The 25,860-nt window shown below is 39.5% G+C and carries 23 protein-coding genes and 1 tRNA gene; 12 read left to right on the top strand and 12 right to left on the bottom strand.

Features of this window, described 5'->3' with window-relative positions; translation table 11 throughout:
* Positions 1-153: 153 nt before the first annotated feature.
* On the bottom strand, positions 154-1,446 hold the full coding sequence (locus FIB07_03230) for a glycoside hydrolase family 16 protein (protein NJD51858.1): 1,293 nt from the start codon (positions 1,444-1,446) through the stop codon (positions 154-156).
* Between the two features lie 337 nt (positions 1,447-1,783).
* On the opposite strand from FIB07_03230, the gene FIB07_03225 reads away from it, so the two are divergent.
* Positions 1,784-2,497: a glycosyltransferase family 2 protein gene (locus tag FIB07_03225; protein ID NJD51857.1), complete on the top strand. Its 714-nt coding sequence runs from the start codon at positions 1,784-1,786 to the stop codon at positions 2,495-2,497.
* A 100-nt stretch (positions 2,498-2,597) separates the two neighbouring features.
* Here FIB07_03225 and FIB07_03220 read toward each other — a convergent pair whose 3' ends face one another.
* On the bottom strand, positions 2,598-4,853 hold the full coding sequence (locus tag FIB07_03220; GenBank protein NJD51856.1) for a hypothetical protein: 2,256 nt from the start codon (positions 4,851-4,853) through the stop codon (positions 2,598-2,600).
* Between the two features lie 112 nt (positions 4,854-4,965).
* Positions 4,966-5,826: a DUF1616 domain-containing protein gene (locus FIB07_03215; protein NJD51855.1), complete on the bottom strand. Its 861-nt coding sequence runs from the start codon at positions 5,824-5,826 to the stop codon at positions 4,966-4,968.
* A 139-nt stretch (positions 5,827-5,965) separates the two neighbouring features.
* Here FIB07_03215 and FIB07_03210 point away from each other — a divergent pair, with 139 nt between their 5' ends.
* A complete protein-coding gene (locus tag FIB07_03210; GenBank protein NJD51854.1) occupies positions 5,966-6,592 on the top strand; it encodes a hypothetical protein in 627 nt (208 codons plus the stop codon).
* Between the two features lie 387 nt (positions 6,593-6,979).
* Positions 6,980-7,435, top strand: coding sequence for a hypothetical protein (locus FIB07_03205; protein NJD51853.1), 456 nt, complete (start codon positions 6,980-6,982; stop codon positions 7,433-7,435).
* 324 nt (positions 7,436-7,759) lie between these two features.
* On the opposite strand, the gene FIB07_03200 is transcribed toward FIB07_03205, so the two are convergent.
* From FIB07_03200 to FIB07_03170, 7 genes are all read right to left on the bottom strand, one after another.
* On the bottom strand, positions 7,760-9,202 hold the full coding sequence (locus tag FIB07_03200; protein ID NJD51852.1) for a DUF4352 domain-containing protein: 1,443 nt from the start codon (positions 9,200-9,202) through the stop codon (positions 7,760-7,762).
* A gap of 14 nt (positions 9,203-9,216) precedes the next feature.
* On the bottom strand, positions 9,217-11,130 hold the full coding sequence (locus FIB07_03195; protein ID NJD51851.1) for a hypothetical protein: 1,914 nt from the start codon (positions 11,128-11,130) through the stop codon (positions 9,217-9,219).
* 47 nt (positions 11,131-11,177) lie between these two features.
* Positions 11,178-12,338 carry a hypothetical protein gene (locus tag FIB07_03190; protein NJD51850.1) on the bottom strand — a complete coding sequence of 387 codons (1,161 nt, stop codon included), beginning with the start codon at positions 12,336-12,338 and terminating at the stop codon, positions 11,178-11,180.
* Positions 12,339-12,355: 17 nt separating this feature from the next.
* The gene (locus tag FIB07_03185) at positions 12,356-14,077 is read right to left on the bottom strand and encodes a hypothetical protein (protein ID NJD51849.1); all 1,722 of its coding nucleotides are present in this window, start codon (positions 14,075-14,077) and stop codon (positions 12,356-12,358) included.
* A gap of 86 nt (positions 14,078-14,163) precedes the next feature.
* A complete protein-coding gene (locus tag FIB07_03180) occupies positions 14,164-14,472 on the bottom strand; it encodes a hypothetical protein (GenBank protein ID NJD51848.1) in 309 nt (102 codons plus the stop codon).
* 15 nt (positions 14,473-14,487) lie between these two features.
* Positions 14,488-15,051 carry a hypothetical protein gene (locus tag FIB07_03175; protein NJD51847.1) on the bottom strand — a complete coding sequence of 188 codons (564 nt, stop codon included), beginning with the start codon at positions 15,049-15,051 and terminating at the stop codon, positions 14,488-14,490.
* A gap of 323 nt (positions 15,052-15,374) precedes the next feature.
* Positions 15,375-15,449 (bottom strand) — tRNA-Glu (locus tag FIB07_03170).
* A 181-nt stretch (positions 15,450-15,630) separates the two neighbouring features.
* On the opposite strand from FIB07_03170, the gene FIB07_03165 reads away from it, so the two are divergent.
* From FIB07_03165 to FIB07_03150, 4 genes are all read left to right on the top strand, one after another.
* The gene (locus tag FIB07_03165) at positions 15,631-16,047 is read left to right on the top strand and encodes a DUF22 domain-containing protein (protein NJD51846.1); all 417 of its coding nucleotides are present in this window, start codon (positions 15,631-15,633) and stop codon (positions 16,045-16,047) included.
* Between the two features lie 6 nt (positions 16,048-16,053).
* Positions 16,054-16,554 carry a hypothetical protein gene (locus tag FIB07_03160; GenBank protein ID NJD51845.1) on the top strand — a complete coding sequence of 167 codons (501 nt, stop codon included), beginning with the start codon at positions 16,054-16,056 and terminating at the stop codon, positions 16,552-16,554.
* A gap of 149 nt (positions 16,555-16,703) precedes the next feature.
* Positions 16,704-17,132, top strand: coding sequence for a DUF22 domain-containing protein (locus tag FIB07_03155; GenBank protein NJD51844.1), 429 nt, complete (start codon positions 16,704-16,706; stop codon positions 17,130-17,132).
* A 2-nt stretch (positions 17,133-17,134) separates the two neighbouring features.
* Positions 17,135-17,641, top strand: a complete 507-nt coding sequence (locus FIB07_03150; GenBank protein NJD51843.1) for a hypothetical protein — start codon at positions 17,135-17,137, stop codon at positions 17,639-17,641.
* Here the strand turns inward: FIB07_03150 and FIB07_03145 are convergent.
* Entirely contained in the window at positions 17,638-18,654 is a 1,017-nt protein-coding gene (locus FIB07_03145; GenBank protein ID NJD51842.1) for a flap endonuclease-1, read from the bottom strand. The genes FIB07_03150 and FIB07_03145 overlap by 4 nt on opposite strands.
* Positions 18,655-18,670: 16 nt before the next feature.
* Positions 18,671-18,949 (bottom strand): hypothetical protein, encoded by a 279-nt coding sequence (locus FIB07_03140; GenBank protein ID NJD51841.1) that lies wholly within the window; start codon positions 18,947-18,949, stop codon positions 18,671-18,673.
* 206 nt (positions 18,950-19,155) lie between these two features.
* Between FIB07_03140 and hyfB the strand changes: the two genes are divergently transcribed.
* Genes hyfB through FIB07_03115 form a run of 5 tightly spaced genes read left to right on the top strand, consistent with a single transcriptional unit; the run spans position 19,156 to position 25,855 of the window.
* Positions 19,156-21,219: a hydrogenase 4 subunit B gene (gene hyfB / locus FIB07_03135; protein ID NJD51840.1), complete on the top strand. Its 2,064-nt coding sequence runs from the start codon at positions 19,156-19,158 to the stop codon at positions 21,217-21,219.
* A complete protein-coding gene (locus tag FIB07_03130) occupies positions 21,220-22,164 on the top strand; it encodes a formate hydrogenlyase (protein ID NJD51839.1) in 945 nt (314 codons plus the stop codon).
* A 2-nt stretch (positions 22,165-22,166) separates the two neighbouring features.
* Positions 22,167-22,826, top strand: a complete 660-nt coding sequence (locus tag FIB07_03125; GenBank protein ID NJD51838.1) for a hydrogenase — start codon at positions 22,167-22,169, stop codon at positions 22,824-22,826.
* Positions 22,827-22,830: 4 nt separating this feature from the next.
* A complete protein-coding gene (locus FIB07_03120; GenBank protein NJD51837.1) occupies positions 22,831-24,285 on the top strand; it encodes a hydrogenase 4 subunit F in 1,455 nt (484 codons plus the stop codon).
* Between the two features lie 4 nt (positions 24,286-24,289).
* The gene (locus FIB07_03115; GenBank protein ID NJD51836.1) at positions 24,290-25,855 is read left to right on the top strand and encodes a hydrogenase large subunit; all 1,566 of its coding nucleotides are present in this window, start codon (positions 24,290-24,292) and stop codon (positions 25,853-25,855) included.
* The last annotated feature ends 5 nt before the right edge of the window (positions 25,856-25,860 follow it).

Here is a 25,860-nt window from a genome sequence, read left to right as displayed (position 1 = left end):
ATTATTTTTACAGATTATAAGAGATTTTTGACTTAGGATTTATCTTATAATGCAGCATATTCTATGAAATTAAAGATAAATTCTGAGAAATTCTATAGAGTGTGAATGTTGAGATTATTGAAATAAAAAAATTTTAAAATGATTAAGATTTCATTAATTTTTCCGATAAATGCGTACATAATCTATATCTAAATATGCTGGAAGTACATTTGAACTCGCACAATCTGGCCAATCAGATCCGCATATTCCACTCCATGCTCCAGCACTGAATTTCATGGGGATAGTAGTGAACTGCTGTATTGATGTCTTTTTAAGCTGACCGTTAATATACCATCTTAATTGATCGCCGTCCCATTCAAAGGCATATACATTAAATCCTTGAGTCCAATCCGGATTTGATTGGATAACCAGCGTTGAATTGTATTTTATAGCACTTGATAAACCATATAGTTGAACAAGAGTTGATCGTGTTGGTATTCTCCCTATAGTCTCTGCTATAACTATTTCTGGTGGCCATTCTCCTGCCGAACCGTAAAGACCGAAATATCCGTCAGTGCCAAATCCGGGTGGCATTTTTGCTCTAATTTCCCATCTTCCCTGTTTCAATTTACCGGCTATGGAATTAATATTATCAACACCGCCACCGATATATTTTCTTCCGCTGGACGGGTTCATAGCTATACCCAGATGCAGTTGACCATTACTTACGTTCACCATACTTGAGTGGAATAATGTATCAGAAGTAGCTCCTCCCTGGTTAGATCCAAATACTCTCCAATCGGAACTCAAGGAATTGTTGTTAAACTCATCACTCCATAAAAGAGTGTAAGAACCTGAAGGTGTTGGTACAGGTGTTGGTGTAGGGGTTACTGTTTTCAATCTCAAGTCCACATCATCAACCCAGAGTGTACCTGAACCATAAAGCCTGAATTCAATCCTCACAAACGCAGTATTCGAAGGTGCAGTAGCTTGAACTGTAAGCTGGGTCCAATCTGTCGTGCCCCTTACAGATCCAACTGACTCCCTGCTACCCAGATGGTTCATGGATGTATCCCAGAAGTTAATAACAAGCCTTCCATACTGGGCAACACTTACAGTCTTCATCCATGCAGATGCAGAATATATATTGCCAGCCCGCCCTGAGATCTTATTTGTTTTGCTCAACCATCGCGAAAATGATCCTGTGGGTTGGATGGATACGATTTTGACTGATCGATTTCCTGTGTGTGGGGTGGTTGCCCAGGTAAAAGCGGCATTTCCATGTGTAAAATACTCGATTGACGGATCGGTTTCAAAACCGGAGTTGGATGCAAGATTAATATCTGCTGCCGATGATATTGGTATAGAAAGGAAAAATATTATTGAAATTATGTCAATTCTTCCTATATCTCTCAATTTTTTTAGTTTCATTGATTTGTTGTTTTTTCTCATCATCATAATTACCATGATAATATATTTTTCTATCACCCATATATTTACCTTTGATTAAAATGATAATAATAATGATGAAAATTTGAATAGTAGGATACAAGCAATTGCATTTCCGACAATTCATGATCATGATACTCACCACAAGTTAAAACATTTGTTAGAAGAAGATATGCTTATATAAGTTAACGTAATTATAGGCTCAGGTACTATAATCTGCAATTTGGGAATTCCAATAAATAGGGTATAATGTAGGTAGGTGTGTATGAGAACGAGTTATAGTCTTATCAGAGTAACGTGTTGATATTTACCCCTAAAAAAAGATTCCTTTAACAAAATAGGAAGTAAGATCAGTATGTCATTAATTGATAAATATGGTATGGAAAAAAGGATTAGCATTGTTATTCCTACTTTAAATGAAGGTCCGAACGTAAAACATGTCTTTTCTAAAATTCCTGAATTCATTGATGAAATAGTTGTAGTTGACGGGAATTCGACGGATGGAACAAGAGAAGAGATAAAGAAATATAGAAAAGACGCAAAAATCATTCTTGAAAATAGACCCGGAAAAGGCCAAGCACTTAAAACCGGTTTTAAGAATGCATCCGGGGACATAGTTGTGATCATGGACGCGGATGGAAGTCATGACACAAAAGAACTGCCAATGCTACTTGAACCAGTACTGGATGGTTATGATGTCTCACATGGATCACGTTTGATTCAAGGTGGAGGTTCTGATGATTTCACACCTTTCAGAAGACTCGGAAATAAGATGTTTGTAAGCCTTGTTAACTATATGTATGGATCAGAGTATTCAGACCTTTGCTACGGGTACCGGGCATTCAAGAAAGATGCGATCGAAAAAATGACATGCACCTCGAAAGGTTTTGAGATAGAGACTGAACAGTCCATACGTGTTACAAAAACAGGACTTAAAGTCAAGGAAATACCCTCATTTGAAGCGCATAGAATGCATGGAAATTCAAATCTAAACACGTTGAGAGATGGATGGAAAATACTTGATGTAATTGTAAAGGAATTTATCAAAGATTTTGGAAAACGAAAATGAACTTAAAAATCAGAGATAAGAAAAAAAAAGCTATGCGAATACAATATCTTTCATATCAAGCTTCAACTTTTCTTTTACTTGAGAACAGCTTATTTCGTTCCTAATCACCGTAATTTGCACCGGCAAAAGTAAAAGGATATGAGTTAAAAGAATGTGTAAGCGTCACAGGCCCCATAGTTCTGCTTTCGTACATGGGCCGCTTCCACTTATTGATGATATCAAGATACAAAGGTTTCTGCTTGAATGAATATGCCAGTTCATAAAGTGCGGCATTATTTCCTGCATAGGCAGTTATTTGCTGATATGGCCATTTCGACGGGTCTGATGCATAGGGGGCATGGAAATCCAGGGCTTTCTCCAGGCCTCGCCCATCTTCGAGTCTATAATCATAAAGATCCACCCCGTAATGCCTGGCGATTTCTGCTGTCTGGATCATCGCGTTTATAGCATAAAGGGAATAGGTGAGGGAGTTTGTTCGTACTATCTCTTTATTCATCCTGCCATTTAAATCTATTTGACTGGAGATTATAGCCTTCCATTGGTCGAAAGCGTAAGTCATGCTTCCTGAATCTTCTGCTATTACTGAGGCAGAACTGATGAACACGAGTCGCCAGTTCTCAAAGTTATTCTCAGCTGACCAGTTTTTTGCATCCTCAAGTATTCTTGCGGTCCATGATTTGAATGCATCCTTATCTGCAGGAGTCCAGCCCTGATAATTCCATATAAGCTCGGCTCCATAGAACATACCTGGAAGTGTGATTGCAATCTCGATCTTGGATTGCCAATCTGTGAATCTGGGATTCATCCTTGTCGAAGGATCAATTGACCAGACCCTGATGAATTCCAGTGCTTTATCAGCATACTTTTCTTCTCCGGTAAACGCATATGCCAGCCCCAGGCTGCGCACATTTCTCCCCAGCTTTATTGCGGATTGATAGTCTGTCCTGTCGGAATCCGGATTAAAGACGCCATCTGTTGTATATGGCGGATCAGAAAAATAATCATGTTTATTTTCGTTTGGTGGAATTTTACCCCCATACGTGACACTTGGCGGTTGCTCTTTTAATACAGAATTGGCTTCTGAAATCATGACATCGTATGCAGTTTTCCAGGGTTCTTCATTTGCATCTACCCTGGCCTTGATGGCTTTGATCTCATCCGGGCTGAGGTACATATTGGGGTGGGTAAAATTTGAAGTCGCATTCGATTGTTTTCGTACAGGTGTGGGATCTGGAGTGATTACTGGTTCAGAAGCGACTGTTTTTAAAATCATCTCCGTGTCATCCACCCAGAGTGTGCCAGGACCATAGAGCCTGAATTCCACCCTTACAAAGGTAGTATTCGGAGGTGCAATAGCTCGAACTGCAAGCTGGGTCCAATCTGTTGTGCCACCTATATTTCCACCTGACTCATTACCACCTAAATAATTCAAGGATCCATCCCAGAAGTTAATAACAATCTTTCCATACTGGGTGACATCTGCAGTCTTCATCCATGCAGATGCAGAATATCCATTACCAGCCTGCCCGGAGATCGTATCCGTTTTTCCCAACCATCGTGAATATGATCCTGTGGGTTGGCTGGATACTATTTTGACTGATCGACTTCCTGTGTGCATGGCGTCGGTTGCCCAGATAAAATTGCTACCTCCGTATGTGGAGTAGGAGACTGTGGGATCTGTTTCAAATCCAGGATCGAGTGCAAGATTGGATGATGAATTTGGTGCAGGAGTCTGGATAGGGTTTTCTATTTTCAATCTCAAATCTGCATCATCCACCCAGAGTGTGCCAGGACCATAGAGCCTGAATTCCACCCTTACAAATGTGGTATTCGGAGGTGCAATAGCTCGAACTGTAAGCTGGGTCCAATCCGTTGTGCCACCTATATTTTCATCTGACTCGCTGCCACCTAAATAATTCAAGGATTCGTCCCAGAAATTAATAACGAGCTTTCCATACTGTGCGACACCAAGTGATTTCATCCAGACTGATCCGGAATAATCATTGCCGGCCCGGCCAGAGATTGTATCCGTTTTGCTCAGCCATCGGGCATATGATCCTGTGGGTTGGCCGGATACTATTTTGGCTGACTGATTTCCTGTGTGTGCTTCATCTGTAGCCCATGTAAAAGTGCCATCTCCACGGGTGAAATAGCCTAATCCTGGGTCGACTTCAAAACCGGAGTTTAGGATAATATTAATTGATTGATTGCTTACAGTCTGATTTACATCAGAATTAACTGCCGTAGATATTGCTATAGAAAATAAGAGTATAAATATAGTATTTAAAATTATAAATATCGTAGTATATAACTCCATCTTTTTCACTTTTATTGATTTTCTATCCGTTTTATTCATGATTATCACTATAATTTTTTTTATCAATGTAAATCCTAATACAAGAACATAAAGCAGTAGGATAGTTTTTATGGTTTTTAAAGGTTTATTGAGGTTTCTATTTCATTTTATATTATTTTGCATTCACCCACAAGTGCAGTTCACGATAAGGTGAAGTAAAATTGTCTTCCCTGAACAACCAGAACTCAAGCTTGAGGTTGCTTCCTGTTTTGTCCGGAACAAAAGTTACATTTTCTTCCCTTGTTTCATTATGAGCCAGCATGAAAGATGTATTTGTCAACACTTCTTTTTCAAGAGCTACCTGCAAGGTATAATTAATGGGGATATATTCATGATTGGACACACCAACAAGGATTGTTGAGGGGGAATTAATTTTAAGATCTGTCGTATAGTTCTGCGCTTTTCCTGATGGTTCAAGGATATAAAATTCAGTAAATCTTTCTCCTATCTTGGGAGTTGTGATCACAAAATAGATCATGCCTGCTGCAAAGACAACGGAAAATGCAAGAATTATTATTAAATTAACGTCTTTTTGGCTTTTATGGGTATTGATCTCATTGTAGATTATTTCATGTACCCGGTGGAATGGAACCGAGAACTGCTCTTCTAAAGGCAATTTTCCCCTCTTGTATGCTGCTATTATCGCCATAGATATGCTATATAAGGAAAGTGAGAAGAGAATTGGAATAAGACTTATCCCGAAGGTGAAATTGAGAATCAAGCCCATGAGAGGTATTACTGCTATACTGAGACCAAGGCTTAATGCGACTCTCTTAACTCCTTCAAGGTCATGCTTTTTTGGAAATAATGCAGCTGTCAACAAATAACCTGGGAAAAAAAGTACCATGGGAATCCCCAGTAACGCCCTTAAATTTGTGTCGAGAAATGTTGGGACAAGGACGGAAACAATAGTCAGTTGTGTCCATATCAATATTATCAAAAGGTCAAATGGATGTTTTTCGCGCACTTTCATTCAGAACGTGTCCTTTATTATTCGGATTGAGAATTTATACTTCTCAACATAATTACAAAGTAATAAACTCTTTGTTCATACTGATAAAATACAATATCAAAGCCAAACATTAAATATTTGATAATGGATTGAAATAATTATGGTAAAAGGTAAGCAGGGTATTGAACAGAAACAAAACGATGAAGTTGAACAAATAGAGATGAAAATCATCAGGTTATCAAGAATTGGTTCAAGTGGCAATGTCGCGCTCTTCGGGGAAAACAATAAGGAGATCATAGCACCTGTGCAGATCACTAAAAGTTTTGTTGACAGAAGGGAATTCCGTCCATGGGAACTTAATAACTTCCTTGAGGGTAAAATAAATTCAATAATTCCAATTCAACCTTTCATTGCTTATCCTGTAATAGATAAAACTACAGGTTTATGCTATTTAATAACATTTGAAAAAATCATTCCGACAACACCTGAGTTCATTGATGCACAGGTATATGGAAGACCTTATTCGATACCTTCCGTGATCAGGTTTGGCCTGGGAACGTATAAGATAAAGACAAAAAACAACCTGCCTATAGCTGTTAATCTTGGTAATTTCAGTAATAACAGCACAATGAGGCTTGAAGGACTAAATATTAATCGAAAATTCAGTCATACGGCAAAGCCGGTCCATAGTCTTATAAAAATCCTCAGGGATATCGTGGAACTCGATGCTCAAAATGATTTTAAGACACCTGAAGAACTTTTGAAGGCATTGAATAAAAGACTTTGATTATATCCATTTAACTGATAACTATAATGCAGAAAGGTGGCAAGAGGAACTTCGCCACCTTTGCTGATACACAACCTATCATTTACTTACTAATACTCAATATGTATATCCCAGAATATATAGATTTTTTAAAAATTTATGCTTAGCATAATTGTCATCATTATATACATTTATGTGATAACTACTACAAATCTTAAATTTTAAGAAACTGATTATCAGGAAATAAGATCGATTGAAAGCTATATATTCCCGAAGAACTTATTTAATAATAGGACTTGTACCATAGCTCAAAATCAAAAACGATAGACGGACATGTGAAGTGGTGATTGGAAAAATGGTATCTGATAAATTTCATGGATATACAATAATTTATCGAGGTGGATTTCGATGAAGTTATGGATGACTCTGTATGCGATGACATGGGTTGCGTTAATTGAGTTTCTTCTTGTGATGACTTTCAGGGGCTCTTTTGTTCTGGTATATCTGCATATCGTGTTAGGCATCGCCATCATCGGGCTTGCATTTTATAACTTTTCCGGTATTCGCAAATCCAGGGTTATGGGCAGGGTAAAGCGCATAGCTCAGACAAGTCTTAATCTCTCAGTGTGGGCTGGCATATTCGGAGCCGTACTCTTCTTTGACATTGGCAGGACCCTGACAATCCCGGTAATCAATACCTCAATTTATGGTCTCATCCTTTTCTTCCATATCATATGCGCCTTTGCGATCATTACCCAGGCTGCCGCAATAGCGATCGCATATGATATGTGGGAGGACAAAGAGTTTGTAAAGGAAACGGATCCAGGAATTGTGCCGCCTAATCCCATGCAGCAGAATGGTTAAAGAAATAAGGGTTGGCTTTTTTCCTTTTTATCGTTTCATCCTTACGATTTTATTTACTGCCAGAAGTATTGCTACTGACAAAATTATCTCAAATCCGGCTTTTATCTGCTGAACAGAATTAACCCATTCCCCATGACCTCCGAAAGTCCTGTCCCACTCCCGAAAGTTCTGTTCCAGTCTTCAGATGGTGCTGCTCCAGAGCTTCCTGCAAACAATAAGAGTGACATGGCTATTTTTCCAAAAGTAAACATGGCTGCAAATGCCGAATTTATATTCATGATTTCGTGTCTCTTATATCAACTTTCATCTGGAAAACACAACCTTTCAGCTTACCATAATAACAGGGTAATATCTTACCACGATAATGTTTAAATCTTTATCAAGTATGATGTCCTGGTCACTATAACTAAAACGGGTCCCCATAGGCCACCCAAAAATACCTTTGAATGAAATCTGTACTACAGATGCATTGGGAATATCCATCCTTGAAAAATTTAGCATCCAATCGGGTTTGAATGTATAGGTCTGGTCATTGAGAACTGCCATTCCTTTAATTCTGGATGTATTGATAATTATCTCACCAGTATCATCCATAACAAGAAGTTCGGGCATATTGAATCGTCCTGTAACAGGAGACATTGTTATATTCCTTTCAGGTACGACTCTTAATGCATAGATCATCTCTGTCATGGGTATATAATTATCGGGCGGTGTTTTTCGTATTCGCTCCACATCAGACCTTTGATAGGTTTCGAAAACACTTCTGTTCACCCAGTTCGCCCAGGTATCGCAATAGTCATCAAACATGGGTTCATAGGAACCTTTCGTCCCATCGCCAAAGTTACAATTACGGTATGGAGGTTCGCCCAATGCCGCAGAGTAATTAAAATATTCTGCTGCTTTGAGGGCCTCGATGCTTTTCTCAAAAGACGCAGAGGTTACGGGGGTTGTATTGTACTTCAATAAAAATGATTTATTATATAGGGAGTTAACATGAAAAGCCACACTCCCATCTAAACTTTGACCCGGGAAAAGTGTCGTATCCTGTAATTTATTTTCGTGTTGGAGGTCTCTTAAGACCTGTAAATAATATGGGTTGTCATAAGGTTCAAGGGTCGTTGTATTGAATGTCCTGTCCCCTTCATGCAGGTTCAGATCTTTCAGTTTAAAATCAATAGTTTTTGAACCATTATTTTTTATAGATAGATTATATGCTGCATAGTATCTCTCAGAAATATCATATTTATTCCTGTATATTTTGTCATATAAGTTATGCGTGCCATTTTCCTTTCGTACCCACAAATCGTAGTAACCTCTATCCCCGATTTTCAGGAGTGCGCTTTCATTATTGAGCATTATCTCGATCAAGTCATTATGCCTGGAAACATGGATAGTTTTATTCTCGTTGCCGGTTTTGCTGATTTGCGCATTTTCCACCCAGTCAATATGGAATTCGTTCTTGAGAAAACTCAGCAGTCGTTGACTTTCGTTTCCAGGCACATTTTCCCAGCTGAATAAATAAATGTCTTCATTGCCTGAATTATCATGCATGTACACGCTTGAGAAGGAAGTTATTTTAATTTCAGGTGTATTTTCTTCTTTTGATGAGTGAGTTAAGTTCTGGGATGAGACATTCACTGTTTTTGTCTGTATTAAGTCTGGTGCAGGGGTGAGGGCGATATTCTTTTTTCCGGTACATCCGCTGAACAGAACTGATAGTAATAGAAATATTATAACGGTTGTTATAATCCTGTTCCTTAGTACCATATCATTTCTCCTTTTTACATCATCTTCCGTCCTGCTATATATGCTGCCAGGATTATTGCAATTGAAATAATAACTTCAAATCCCGCTGCCCTCTTTGTCTGAGCCGCAACCGGAGATTTCCCAACCTGAGTGGTTACATTATGTGTCTCCAGCACCGAATTTTCAGTAACCTCCCCAGGAATCGCTTGCGAACTCGCCACATTGGTTGGATAAAACCTGAGTTCATCCGAATTCTCCACAAAGAAGCTGAGGTTCCCTAAAAGATTTATACTGCTTCCGGCTTCCAGGTCGATCGGCTCCCTGTTCTTTAATTCTATCCGATCTGGGTCCATGACAGTGACATTGAACACACCCAGCCTGTCACCATCTTTTATTTGAGTAACATTATCCGACACGAACACGGTGTTCCGCAGCTGTATCACATCGACCGTGGCGCCTGCAAATACGGCGTCAAGGTATGTGATAAGTTTGGATGTTCCGGTTTCTCCCGGCTGGAAATATCTATAAGCATTCCCACTTGACAACCATACATCATCAAGATCAACACCATTCCTGCTCAGTACCAGCCGTGCTTTTCTTGGATCAGACCTTGTATCAATGTACTTAACAGTCAGGGCGTATCCTTCGCCCAGTTCCCATGTGTCCATTCCAGGTTCCCATGCTACCGGCCGTCCGGATTTCAACTCATCGTCCCATTCAAACCATGACGGCTTCCCAACAAGTGCTTTTTTTTCATATATACTATCACCATGCGCTATCAATAATTCTGCAAACCCGTTGTTTCTTGCAGTATATTTTTTCCCGCCCAGGCTGAATATAACATATGATATGTTCGCCCTGTAACTTGTATATGTGAGACCATTTTCGGGAATCCTCCTGCCTGTCATGTTCGTTATTTCAAGCGATTCTGAATAATTGCCGGATTCAAAGTCATACCAGAACCCGGCATAATTCAGACCGTCCCATGCGGTAAGGTTGTTTGAGGCTGTACGCAAAGCTCCCCTGTGTTCACTCTTTTCCTGACCCCAATCACGATATAAATATAACCTGAGATCATTCGAATCTGCCACTTTTATTCTAATATTGTCCATTACTTCGATGATACTGCCTGGCTTTAGATCAACAGACACAGCCGTATTTCTCATTGTAATGCCTGTATCAGAAATATCTGTTACTTTCATCACTCCGAAAATATCGACTTTCTTATAATACTGAGTAAAACTTTCTGATGTCTGGAATATCCGTTTTATTGAAACAGAATTTTCTTCCCGGCCAGCTATAACAGAATCAACCTGGACTGCAATGATCTGCCCATCCTTTGTCTCGTAAGTATAATTTTCCTTGGCACCTAATGTCCTGGTATCAACTTCAGCTCCATCCATCTTGAGGGACAATAGTACTGAAGAGTCTGATATATTCACATCCCTGATCTCAATATCATGACCTAAAGATAGCATCATGCGGCTTCCATTTATGAAATTATTACTTGTGTTGTCATCGATCAAAATTTTACGGAGCCGGATCTGGTTTATTTTTATTTCGCCATGGCCTGTGATATTGCTCTTCCCCGCGGGATATTCTGCTAAATATTTTTCCCCTGTGAATTCGATAACAGCATATTTCCCAAACTCCCTGTATTTTGTATTTGTTTGCCCGGCTGCTTTATGATATACTATGCCGCCTATTGGTATAGACCTGTCTTTTATGTTATTAAGCTTTATAGTAAGAGATTCGTTGCCTGATTTGTTTTCAGGATCGTAATAGAATCCGTCGAAGTTATCAGGCGTCCATGTGAATGTCAGGTTTTCTCCGGGCTCCAATACAAATCGGGATTCGGGGGGGCTGACAGGTGCAGCTGCCTGGGCGGCGCATGCCAGAAACACTATTACAAATATCGGTACAAGCGCAAATCCTGATACTTTATTCATATTTCCTCATGTTCACCTATATTTCAGGATTTTTTTCATAATTAATTTTATTCCAATTGAATTATTATATGCTCAAATGCCCCTGATTCTCCAAACTCTGTACGATTCATCCACAGCCATACCACTGCATAATCTTTTGTGCGCAAATGCGAAGGCACATTCTCAAAAGTATAATTGCGATAATATATCCTGTCTGGTTCAATTTTGACATTTCTTACATTTTCAGGTTGTTTCCAGGCAGGATCATTCCAGGACGAATATTTTGTAATAATCCCGCTTCCCCATGGATATTCATCCTGCTTATACACCAGAAAGATATCGGGGCTCCCACTACAGTATTTTATCGTGACTCCTACATTTAAATTTAAACCTTTTCCGGGATCTTGCGGCAAAAATGTATAATTATTTATGGTTATTGTGCACTGCTCGTATGGTTCATGTCGCTCCACTGCTTCGCCAATGGGCGCTATGGTTGCGAAATTTGGTGGATGTCCTCCACTAATGCCCCCCGCAAACAAAATAAAAAGAATATTCAGTGATAGAATCACAATAAAAAACGAAATTACCTTTGTCCGAAAAATTGTTCTTATTTCTTTAAAAGAAGAAAGGTAAAGATATACGCCAGCACCAAATACTGCTCCAGCACCCAGGCCACCAAAATGAACAAAATAAGGAACAAAAGATTCTAAAGACTCAATAAGTGACAGAGGAACCGACAAGACATAAAATAAAATACTCAAAAATAAACGAGCCAGGAGAGGAGCCATGAAAGAGATGACAGTCCCAAAGAAAAAAGCGATCGCACCACAAAGGGGGAATATGATGATCGCTTTCTTATTCCATAATGCAATGCCAAGAAATGTTCCTATTATGGCTCCAGTTAATGAAATAATGAGTAAAGAATCAACTTCTGATCGAGATCCGAAATATGCCCACCATTTCAGGTCAGTCAAATCCCAGAATATGTAATCTTTAATTAAATAGCCCAATCCTCCTGATATACCAAGAATAATTTTCTTTTTAAAATCCAGTAGAGGTATTCCAAGCAAAATACATGCTATTGACACCCTCAAAAACAATGGTATTTCATAAGGTAAAATATCGATCAAACCGAAGCCTGCCATACCATATAAAATGCACATTTTAAATATCTTTGATTCACTTATACCTCCAACTTTATCACTTTTTTCAACATCTAAAAAATTCATTATTTTCTCCTGTTCAGCTAAGGCGGCGGAATCTCGCTTATACCTCCTGAAAATAGTTTGATCTTGGAGATCGTCTCGTAATATTTCAAATGAAGCTCAAATTTTTCGGTTTTATTGCTGATTACATATGGAGCGATCATTCCACAGATCGGTCCGGAGTCCAAGCTGCGCCCGAGCAGATTCTCCTTTGAGTCATAGGCTTCTGCGCTTAGAAATATATAGTAATCTTTATCATATTCATTTTTGAGAGTACCTCGAATAACAATTCCCGTATCCTCCGCTCTCGCCGGGTCCCCGGGACGCCCACAAATATCTTTTTCTTCCAGGGTCGTATAATTCAGGTAATAATCCAGAAGTTTAGTTTTATCATATTCAATAGGATTTATTTTTATTTTTGAAATATCGGGTGCAGTGGAAGGTTGAGAAGAGATCTCATGCCACTTTTCATTTGACACATCCACCACGTATATGTTACGGTCTAACCCATCTTTCCCTAATTCCCATGTCACAAAAGCTACCTTAGATCCATCTGGATTCCACCCCATTTGATCTATGCCTCCGGTGTTAACTTTTGTAAGCAGTTTTCTATCGTTTCCGTCTTCATTCATAATCCAGATCTCAATTTCCTGGGTTTCGTCTGCGTCCAAAAAAGCCTTTTTCCAGGAGCTATAAACAACCTTTGACCCATCGGGGCTCAACCATCCCTCTTCCGAGTTGTTCGAAAGATTTGTCAATTGTTTTTCATTACTTCCATCGAGATCCACCATCCAGATATCAAAACCCTTTTGATTGTCAGCGAGATAAGGCGACCACCAGTATTCAGGTTGCATTCGCAAATACATTATATTCTTACTATCGTCGCTCCATTTAGGCCATGCGTCAGCCCCAACAAATGAGGTCAATCTCCTGCTCTCTCCGTTTTCTGTATTTATAACAAAAATCTGCTGAGCCGCTCCTGCTTCCGAAAGTTCAACAGAAGGCAAGGCCACATACTTGCCATCGGGACTCCATACGACTGCCTCCTGAGCGGAGTATTGTACGATGCCATAACTCAAGTGACCAACGAATCTCAATTCATTATCTTTCAAATCCCATACCCATGCAGTTCTTTCATGCTCTTTTGCGATCAGCTTTTGTCCATTCCAGGTATCTTCCTGCACAACAGGTATAGAGGGTTCAGTCCCGGCTTTGTATCTTATCCATTTTCTTTCTTTTTCATTCCATACCCATGTATAGCCAGTTTCTTCCATTTTGGTGAAGAATAGCTTTGTCCTATCTGGATTCCATGAATGCATATCATACATTAGTCCCTGGGTACTTCCGTCGCCAACATACTTTTTCTCAAGAGTGATCTGGGCAATTTTCTTTTTATTTTTTCCATCTACGCCCATCGTATAGGCTACGAATCTATCTTCTTTTTCCGAAGAGTTGTTGGTTTCTATGTAAAATATATCCTTTCTGTCAGAAGAAAAAACAACATCACAGCAAACACCAGTTAAAAAAGTTGCGCTGTTACCTTCTGTATCTCCTTTCCATATCTCTTTTTTTTCATCCTGTTTTCCAGTCTCTCGTATGTAAAACACAAATTTTCCATCTTGGCTCCATAAAGGTGAATGTTCATCCAGAGAAGTTTTTGCTATCGCTTTAATTGAGGTCTCAGAATTAAGACATCCGCTAGGCAAAACCGACAATAATAGAAATATTAGGACTGTGGTTACAATTGTGTTCCTTGATTGCATCCTGTCCTCCTGATTACTTTCTCTTCCGCCCGGCTGTATACATTGCCAGAAGCATCCTTATTGCTGACGCTTACTTCGATCATAGGTCATCTCAATATCTTAATAACAATTAACCCTGTGAACGCTGTTAACAAACCAAAGAAGATGACCATTACAACAGGAGCGAGAGATGACTGTGGCATTATATTCATACCCATAAGAAGCTGAACAATGCTTTGTCCATCCCAAACAGGAATGGCAAATCCAATCACGAAAGCCCCTATTAAGCCAATTATCGATCCAATGATACTCATCTTTCTATTTCTAAAAATGAAATATAAAATCAAAGATGATATTACAATCGGCAACACTATTATAAATATCGGCACCAGCGCAAATCCTAATCCTTCATCCATATTTATCTCTCTTTTTCACGGCGTCATAAAACCGATCTTATAATACTTTTCGTTGATCTTGAAAAGAGGAGCACCCATTAGCTTTTTTTTATTTACAAAATCCGATGTTCGTTTCAATTCATCAAGACCAACTTTACAATACCAGTTATTTTCATTGATTTTTGTACATCCCTCGTCACTTAATGCTTTTTCAAGAGCAGGGTATTCTTTTAATTCACCTGCGGTCAACTCGGAATATTCTCCCTGAGGCGTGTCAAATTTTGTAATCGATATAGCCCCGGATTCATGCTCGTTTGCGCTCCACATAAACCAGGAAACGTAAATCAGGAAGAGAAATCCAAAAGAAATAGCAAGTGCCTTTAATGCAAAGGCAGCCGACCGCACCTTAAAGGCATACATGGCTATTGCAAATAGAATCGAACAGATAAACAAAGGAAATATCAGTTGCCACGTTCCTTCAATATTATTCGCTAATAGACTGCCAAAAATCAATCCAAGAGGTAAAGATAAGATCCCTATCAGAAAAAATACAATATAAGTCCACTGCCTTTCTTTTTGATTTGTTGAATCGTTAATCATTTTATCTACCTCTTTTAAACAAATCCTCCTTTAAGACATCCCTCCCGTTTTTCAGGTAAGTCCTCCGAGTGAACAAACCTCAATTCTTAATTTAGAACGTCATAGTACATAAATCTTACTATTAATCGTCAAGTTGGTAAATTTAAACATAGGTTTATGAATTTATAGACAAATTTATATGGATTGATACTCGAATACATGATACCCACCCAAAAAATAATTTAACAAACTGGTGTAAATAGATAGAAGTTAATTATGAGTCCGCATGCCCCAACATTATACTTTAATATGTTTTTTGCAGGAGGTATTGAATAAAATATTAATGCTCCGATGGGGATTTGAACCCCAGTCGTCAGAGTGAGAGTCTGACATGATTGGCCGTGCTACACTATCGGAGCAGGATTACCTCAAGGGAATTATGTGTTAATTAAAGTTTCGTTTGTAGTCAGGGAATTTTGAATATAATCGACATAATCGACATTTATCACAACATAATTAAATATCATGATTAATAAGTATAATGATTAAACATGATAAACTATAAGTACTTTGATATTCATACTAAAGAAAGGTGAAAGCATGAGTGAAGTAGTAAATGTGGTTTCCCGCGATAATGGGAAAGTATCAAGAAAAAAAGTAAGGGCATCGCCATATGAATTTACAATAGCTACCAGGGCAAAGTGGGAGATGGTAATAGCAGATGAGGATATCCCGATCGGGGCAGGTAAGCTTGAGCGTGTTAAGGTAAAAGAAATAACGGTGCAAAAGGATATGCTTGCGATACCCTGTGCTTTCAGCCATCATCCGCTTGTTTCGGTCGTTAAGGTGGCAACAAAAGAAGGGCCTACTCCGGTTGAAATGGATCGGACGATAAACGTAGCTTATGTTATAGGGCAGGAATCAGGGGAGATCAGAAAAGGAGACCTGTTGTCAGTCCTGAACCTTTATCCCATAATGTTCACACGGGAAGCAACCAGGCCTGTATGCGTCGGGTGATATTATATGGAGACCTGCAAGATATGCAAGGGAGATCAGGATTCAAAAAATTACAGGGGCTATAATATTTGTACTGAATGTGCAGACCTCATGGAAGACCTGATGGGCGAATATTTCCTGAGAACAATAAGTGAAAGTGGAGAAACAAAAAAAGGATATCTGAAATACCTGGAGAATGGAAAAGAATTCATAAGCAATTACCAGAAAATAAGACAGCACAGTAAAAGGCATATAAAGCATATGGAAGAACACGTGCAGGAGGAGATAAAAGGGGCAAAAGGAGGAAAGCAAAGATATCTTGAACGGCTCCTCCAGACCATCAACTGGCTTGAACGCTGCCCGGAGTTCTACAATTATTATTTCAAGGAATATTATGTATGTCCTGGTTGCGGTGCATCAATATTCGACCATTATGGTAAACAGGAGGTTGGAGACTGGCTCATGATCTCATGCGATAAATGCGATACGGTTATTAAGAAGTATTTTTCGCCAAAATTCGTGGAATAATCAACGCTTCTTTTTTCATTTCTTTTTTTGAGTTAGTTCAGTTCGCAAAGAACGCAAAGCGAAGCAGCAAAAATTTTTGGATTAAGGCTAAAATAAATTTATAATGATTAGTCGTGATAAAATATAAGTACTATTGCAGTAGTTATCTAATGGGGGTTCTAATGAACGAAATTGTAAATGTAGTAACTCATAACAACGGAAGAGTAGATCGAAAAAAAGTAAAGGCATCGCCATATGAATTTACCATAGCAACCAGGGCAAAGTGGGAAATGCTAATCGCAGATGAAGATCTTACAATAGGCGCGGGAAAACTTGAGAACGTAAAAGTAAAAGAAATAGTTGTACAGAAAGATATGCTTGCAATGCCATGCGCATTCAGCCATCATCCTGTTGTATCAGTTATAAAGGTTAAAACCAGGGATGGCCCATCACCCATTGAAACAGACCGCATTATAAATGGTGCTTTTGTCCTCGGGCAGGAATCTGGGGAAATCAAAAAAGGTGATCTTTTGTCGGTACTTAACCTATATCCCATAATGTTTACACGTGAAGCCACAATACCACAACAGGTGGGGTAATTATGGAAACATGCAGGATATGCAGAGGTGAACAGGATACCAGATATTTTAAAGATTTTAATATTTGTACTGAATGTGCTGATCTTATGGAAGACCTCATGAGTGAATATTTCAAGAGAACAATCAAATTTCTTGGATCAGATTCAAAAAGATGGTACAACGATTATGTTGAAACCGTACAACAATCCTTAAGTGATTATTTGAGAATACGAAAGAATAGTAAACATCACATAAGACATATGGAAGAACATGTTTCTGAGGAAATGAAGAAAGGCACCGAAGGAGCAAGAAGGAGATATCTCGAACGGCTGCTCCAGACTACGAAATGGCTAAGCGGCAACCCTGAATTCTATAGTTATTATTTCAAGGATTTTTCTACCTGCAAGGGATGCGGTTCATCCATGTTCGACCACTATGATAAACAGGATGAAGGAAACTGGTTCATGATAAAATGTGATAAGTGCGATACTATTATCAAGAAATATTTCTCGCCACAGTTCACGGCTTAAAACCACTTATCAAGGGTCTTTTGTCCCTCATCCGAGGCATCAAGCAAGCGTTCGACAGCTTTTGAAACACGGGCTTGTGAAAAATCATGGTCATCACATAGGAATTTCATGATGGCCTCAGGATCCGGTTTTTTCCACTTAATCTCATATTCGGATGTTACAGGAGGGTTAAGGAATAAATTTTTTATTTCAGTGAGGTTTTTGATCTCCGTTTTTAATTCAAGAAGCACAGCTTCAATCCCCGTATGTTTTTTTATCAATTTCAAAGCCTTCCTTGGGCCTATTCCTTTTATGCCATCATTATAATCTGTTCCCACGAGAAGCGCAATATCCACAAGTTGTTCCCTTGAAATACCCAGTGCGTCAAGTCCTTTTTCAAGTTCGATAAGCTCAGGTTTTACTTCCAGGAATATGCTCTTTCCAGCAAGCTTTCGTTTCCCCGTTACTGCAAGATTCCTTACGACAACAGGCGCACCGAACAAAAGTGCATCATAATCCTGGGAACCAACGGCATAAGCTTTGCCATCCCTTACAATTGATGAAGCCTGTGCTTCCCCTTCAGACGGCGCCTGGATGACAGGAATACCCATAGCCTTGAGCAGAAGTTTTGCATCTTCTATCATATTTCCCTGGATACGGGATGATGCCTGTGCATGTTTGAATGCTTCTTCATCTTCTCCCCTTGCTTTTGCCTCATCCCATTTTTCCTGTGCATTTGCCCTTATTTTTTTTCGTTCTTCAATTATTTTATTTTTAAATTCAGGGGGTGTACCATCAAAAACAAATACAGGCTTTATCCCCTCTTCGATGAGGTTTGTTGTCCTGTAAAGGAAACCTGAAAGATGGGATGTTATCTCCCCGTGTGAATCAATAAGCGGTGTACCATCGCGCTGGCGTATTATACTAAGGAACTGGTAAAGCGTATTGTAAGCATCTATGGCTATTACTTTTCCTTTCAGGTCGGAAAACTCAATTTCGTTTCGTTCGAAAATATCACCCAGGTCAACCCCTATGATAACACCTCAAAGTTTATCCCATTCTTACATCTATTACTGAATCGTTATCTGCTTCAATCCCTTTTACTGTCAGGAGATTGCCTTTGCGGTTTATTAATTCAGTTGACGTGACCTTGACCTGATGTTCATCCCGGGATTCCGTATTTTTATGGATAATAAGCACTTTTGTTCCTTTTTCGAATCGTTCCAGGAAATTCCCAAGAACATGTTCATAATCAGAATATATTAATATATCTGATAATCCGGGTCCGGTGTTCTTGATAATACCAATTGGTTCGATCTTCAGGTTCAAATGGATGACCTCTTAAAATATACCGTTATTTGCATGGCCTGCATATAGCTTTTTCGACAATATCATTCTTCCTGATTTTTCTTTGATCATGTTAATAGCCATTGATTTAACATTAATAATCGATATACATTATTCAATTTGCATGTCATTACCAGAAAATGTTATATACGAAAACGAAGGTGATAAGGGGTTCTGTTGAAATATAAATTAATGAAAAAAAGCTGGGATATAATATTTTAAAAATATATGATTATCTATTTCTTGGATTGGTTGCTTTTTATTTGATTGGGGCCGTTTCATCAGTTATATTGAATAAAAAGGACCGCATTTGTTCGTATTTTTCATTTTACAGCGCGGTTGCAGGAGCGCTTTTAGGGGTAATTTTTTCCATATCCGTAATTTTTGGCGAAACGTTTTACCTGGCACTTTCGCAGGATTCATACCTCAAATTCGCATTTTTTGTAGACAAACTCTCAGCCTTTTTTATTCTGGTAATATCGATATCAGTATTTGCAGTATCGATATTTTCAACAGGATATGTTAAAGAATATTCTGGAAAGAAGAACATCGGCCATCTTGGTTTCCTGTATAACATTTTTATTCTTTCAATGATATTTGTAGTTTCTGCAAATAATGCAATCATGTTCCTGATTGTGTGGGAATTAATGTCTGTAATATCTTTTTTCCTTGTAGTTTATGAACATGAAAAGCCGGAAACAAGAAAAGCAGGTTTCACCTATATCGTAATGACCCATATCGGAACCGGTTTCATTCTCCTGTCATTCATGATCTTTGCAGGAGCATCAGGCAGTTTCAGTTTTGAGACATTCAACTCCGCGGGCTCGACAATGACGCCGCTTTTTAAAGACCTTGCATTCGTGTTTGCTTTTATCGGTTTTGGAGCAAAAGCAGGCATCGTTCCCCTTCATATATGGCTTCCCTATGCCCATCCTGCCGCGCCAGGTAACGTCTCGGCACTCATGTCAGGTGTAATGATAAAAACCGCCATTTTCATGATGATACGAATATTTTTTGATTTTCTCGGAGCAAGCGGACCCTGGTGGGGATACGTTGTACTGGCAGCAGGCACAATATCTGCAATACTTGGCATATTGTATGCAGTTGTGGAACCGGATATGAAAAGGATGCTGGCATTTAGCAGTATTGAAAATATCGGGATCATCCTTATCGGTCTTGGAGCTTCAATGATATTTTTCGCAAGCGGAAAGCCTATAATATCAGCAATGGCAGCGATTGCGGCGCTGTATCACCTGCTGAACCATTCTGTTTTTAAAGGTTTGTTGTTTATGGGTGCAGGCTCCATATTATATTCAACCCATACAAAAAATATCGAAGAATTAGGGGGCATAATAAAGAAAATGCCGCTGAGTGCCATTCTTACCCTTATCGGTGTTTTATCAATTTCGGCAATGCCGCCATTCAGTGGTTTTGTGAGCGAATGGCTGACATTCCAATCCTTGCTCCTGAGTTTTAATTTAAATAACAATTTTGCTATTATCATGCTATCTATAAGTGCTGCATTCCTTGCTTTGACCGGAGCACTTGCTGCTTATTGTTTCCTCAAGTTTTTCGGTATGGTTTTCCTTGCTTTGCCCAGAAGTGAACATGCCAGGCATGCAAAAGAGGTAAATATTCCAATGCTTGTTGGAATGGGGCTATTTGCATTATTATCGATATTGCTTGGTATATTGCCGGTGTATGTAATTCCAGTGCTTGACAGGATCGCAGCATCTTTTATCGGGACAGGCGCATTCGGCCAATCCATTTCAGTTGATACTTTCTGGATAATATCTATCCCATCATCGCAGGGAATCTCAGTTTCAACGCCTGCTCTTCTTGCAATGTTATTAGTTCTCATGTTAATCCCCGCCATTATTTTATTGATCAATAGAAAGGCCCGGCCAATCTATGAGACCTGGGGATGCGGCCAGCCAGTTTCAACAGCGCGGAACGAATATTCTGCAAATGCTTTCTCAAAACCGGTTCAGATGTGGTTCAAGAGCTTATACCGTCCTGCAATAGAAACAGAAGCAACTTACTCATCCCCGTATCTAAAGGAATCATTCAGGTTCGAATCAAGAATAGAACAGGTATTTGAACAATATCTATATAATCCGGTAGTTGATTTTGTCATGGTCAGATCAAGAAAAGCAAAACTAATCCAGACAGGAAGCATTCATGCATATCTTGGTTATATTTTTGGAATATTAATTATCCTTTTCATGTTCGTAATAATGGGAGGAAGCTAAATGATCGCACAAATCATTATCCAGTTGTTTATCGTCATTGCTCTGGCCCCGCTGCTTAGCGGAATCATGAAAAAAGTAAAAGCATTCTTCCAGATAAGAAAAGGTCCGGGTATATTGCAGCCATATTATGATCTAATAAAACTCCTCCAAAAAGATTCCGTTGTTTCAACGAACGTATCCTGGATATTCCATGCCGCACCTATCATTTCTTTTGTGGCCGTACTTGCAGCAGGTCTTTTAATACCGATATACATTACACAACTTTCCCTTGGTTTTGCAGGAGACCTGATCGCAGTCATATACTTATTTGCACTGGCAAGGTTTTTTACAGCCCTTGCTTCGCTGGATGCAGGGAGTTCTTTCGGGGGGATGGGAGGAAGCCGTGAGATGTTCATAGCTTCTTTGGTAGAACCTGCACTGATGCTTTCTATTTTTGCAGTTGCGCTAAATGTTGGCTCGACGAACCTGGGTTTCATTTCACAGACCGTCTCAGGCCTGGGCTTTGATGCCATGTCACCTTACCAGATACTTGCTTTTGTTGCACTTTTTATAATAGCAATAGCCGAAACAGGGCGCATCCCGGTGGATAATCCGGCTACACATCTTGAACTTACAATGATCCACGAAGCAATGATACTTGAATATTCGGGAAAACAACTGGCAATAGTTGAGCTCGGAGCGATGATAAAGCAGTTGCTCGTTTTTTCATTGCTTGCAAACATATTTTTCCCCTGGGGCATAGTCACACAGAGTGCAGGCGCATTAACAATGGTTCTTGCAATGCTGGTTTTTGTTTTAAAGATAATAATTATCGGAGTAACGATGGCAATTGTTGAAACTTCAACAGCAAAATGGAGATTGTTCAGGTTGCCTGAATTAATGTCAATATCTCTTATGCTCTCATTCCTGGCCATTGTGGCAGTTATTATAGTAAAAGGAGGATAAAAATGGTAGAAGTTGTTTTTGGGTCTAAAATAATGCAATTATTAATAGCATTCATTCTTGTTTCGACTTTTATGATACTTGGTTCCACAAGGCTATATTCATGTGTCAGGGCTTTTGGAATCCAGTCATTCCTGCTTGCATGCGTTGCTGGCATTGTGGCATATTCCACGGGAAAATATGATATTTATGTTGTAGCTCTCCTGACCCTTATAATAAAATCAGCAGTAATACCCTATATTTTTATTTACATAATCAGGGAGATCAAAGTTAAAAGGGAGATAGAACTTTATGTTAATATATCGCCTTCACTTATTATCGGCGGCACCCTTGTTGTAATATCATATTATCTTATAAGATCTATAAGTATCATTTCAGAACTTTCAAGTTTAGCACTTTCAGCATCCATGTCGCTTGTGTCAATAGGGCTTTTCATCATGATAAGCCGGAAAAAAGCCCTGATGCAGATGCTTGGAATACTGATAATGGAAAATGGTCTTTTCCTTGGTGCAATTTCATTGACAAATGGCATGCCTCTTCTGGTTGAATTAGGGATATTCTTTGATGTCCTAATCGGCGTTCTCATTATGGGCATCCTGATATTCAGGATAAACAAAACATTTGAGAGTATAGATACGGATTTGCTCAAAAATTTGATAGGTTGATACCATGATAGAATATCTTCTTCTTGCTCCTGTATTAACAGGCATATTATGCTTTCTTACAAAATCAAAGAAACAGGTTGAGACTGTAAGTCTTACAGGTTCTATCGCTACCCTTATCCTTGGATTGATCCTGGTAAATAATGTATATCAGAACAATGTCATAATTTCGTGGACAAATGCTCTCTTTGCGGATGCATTCAGCGCTTTTATTGTCCTCATCGTTTCAATTGTAGGTTTTGTGGCTTCTGTTTATTCTATTGGTTATATGGGACATGAATTCAAACACGGGGTAATGGATTTAAGAAAATTGAAGATTTATTATATCCTGTTTCACATATTTATGTTCACCATGCTCCTTGTCGGTGTCACAAATAATCTTGGCCTCTGGATCGCCATTGAAATGACAACGCTTGTTTCAGCCCTTCTCATGATACTTCATACCAGGAAATCCTCGGTTGAAGCTGCCTGGAAATATATGATAATATGCACGGTAGGAATTACATTCGCCCTTTTCGGGACCATACTAACTTATTATGGGGCCGTAAAAATACTGGGAGAATCAGGTGATGCTCTTAACTGGACATCTCTTATCGCTGTGGCAGACCGGTTTGATCCGACTATAATGAAGCTTGCATTCATTTTTATTCTCATAGGGTATGGCACAAAAGCAGGTCTTGCTCCCATGCATACCTGGCTTCCGGATGCGCACAGCGAGGCCCCGACGCCTGTGAGCGCACTACTTTCAGGAGTTCTCCTGAATTGCGCCATGTACGGGATTATCAGATTCTATACGATAGCAACAAAGTCAACCGGGCCTGCTTTTACAAGCAATCTCCTCATCATATTCGGGCTTCTTTCCATTGGTATAGCTGTGCCATTCATAATTCTACAGGAAGATTACAAACGGATGCTTGCATATAGCAGCGTCGAGCATATGGGAATAATAGCCCTCGGGATAGGATTCGGAGGGTTCCTAGGGATTTTTGGTGCGATACTTCATATGTTCAATCATGCCATGACAAAATCACTGATGTTCTTCGGCGCAGGAAACGTGCTTCTAAAGCATGAAACAAAAGAGATAGACAGGGTGAGCGGGATAATGAAATCCATGCCTGCAACCGGAACAATGCTGCTAATAGGAGGGCTCGCGATCACAGGGTCGCCGCCTTTTGGTATATTTATCAGTGAATTTACGATACTTTCAGCAGGTTTCTTTCAGGGAAATATCATTTCTTCGGTTTTATTCCTGCTTTTTATAATTATGATATTCGCAGGTTTTTTCTATAACCTGAGTAAAATGATCTTCGGAACTCCACGATCCGGAATCGTGCCCGGGGAAGTGAGCAGGTGGACTATCGGGGCAATGATGATAGTTGCAGTATTCGTAATTGTGCTGGGAGTCTATATCCCCTCATTTTTTTATGATATGATTATGAAAGTCGTGGCTGTTATAAGGTGATTTTATGAATGACAATATAGAATCCATCAAAAAAGAATTTAATACCAGTATTCTTGAAGTTTCCACATCATATAATGAGACATATCTCACTGTAAAAAAAGAATTGATTGTAAAAATATGTGACTATATTTATCACCGTCTGGATCTGCCAATTATTTGTATTTTTGCCACGGACGAACGCAAAATTGATGGCTCTTTTAAAATTCATTATGTTTTCTCAGAAGCCAGAGATGATGCATTTATAATTTTAAGAATAAGTATCGATGAAAAAAATCCGAAATATCTGTCCATCACTAACAAAATCGCATCTGCAAACTGGTACGAACGGGAAATACAGGACATGTTCGGCCTGGTACCACAGGGGCATCCTGATCCGAGGAGGCTTGTAAATTTTGAGGACTGGCCTTCCGGAGTGCATCCTCTCAGGAAGGATTTTGATATCAGGACAAAACCGCCCAAGGTAGATGGTGAATATATCTATCGTCGTGTGGAGGGTGAAGGCGTGTATGAGATACCTGTTGGTCCTGTACATGCGGGTGTGATCGAACCAGGGCATTTCAGGTTCAGCGTGGCAGGTGAGCCCATAATCAATCTTGAAATCAGGCATTTCTATACCCACAAAGGAGTTGAGAAACTTTTTGAGGACATCTCGATCGACAAAGCAGTTTTTCTTGCTGAAAGGATTTCCGGCGATAACTCTATCGCCCATTCAGTGGCATTCTGCCAGGCAATGGAAAAAATAGCCGGGCTAAACATACCGTCCCGCGCAAACCATATCAGGACAATCCTTCTTGAGCTTGAGCGGATATACAATCACATTTCTGATATTGCAGGGATCGCGACAGATGTGGCTTTTTCATTCGGCGCAGCTCATGCCAACAAACTCAAGGAAGACGTATTGCAATTAAACGAACGTGTCACAGGAAGCAGATTGCTCCGTGGCATGAACACAATAGGTGGCGTGCGGCGTGATATTGGTGGCAGTAAGGATGAAATCCTCCTTAGCCTTTCGATTATTCAAAGGGATTTCAGGAAACTGATGGAACACCTGGGTTCAACACCATCCCTGATGGACAGGATCGAAACAACAGGGCGCATCTACAATGATATAGCCAGGGGATTGCATATAGTAGGGCCGGTTGGACGGGCTTCCGGAATTGACAGCGATATACGGCGCGATCATCCATATGCGGCCTACAGGGAATTCAATTTCAAAGTAATTGTTTCAAAAGCAGGTGATGTGCATGCAAGGACAATTGTACGGGCAGATGAAGTGTGCGAATCCGTGGGACTGATAGAACAGGCGCTCTGGTCACTTCCTGAAGGTGACCTGAGAGTAAAGGTTGATGAAATCCCGGATGGTCATGCACTCGGGATTTGCGAAGCACCAAGAGGAGAAACAGTTTACTGGATACGGACATCAGGAAACAAGATCGAAAGATGTAAAGTCCGTGACCCGTCCTTTTGCAACTGGCTTTCCATAGAGTATGCAGTGCTTGATAATATAGTACCCGACTTCCCGATCATAAACAAAAGCTTGAGTTTATCTTATTCAGGCAATGACATGTAGGTGAA

The organism is Candidatus Methanoperedens sp. (assembly GCA_012026795.1).
Taxonomy (GTDB): domain Archaea; phylum Halobacteriota; class Methanosarcinia; order Methanosarcinales; family Methanoperedenaceae; genus Methanoperedens.
Note: the sequence above shows the minus strand (reverse complement) of the source record. Positions and strands in the feature narration are given on the sequence as shown.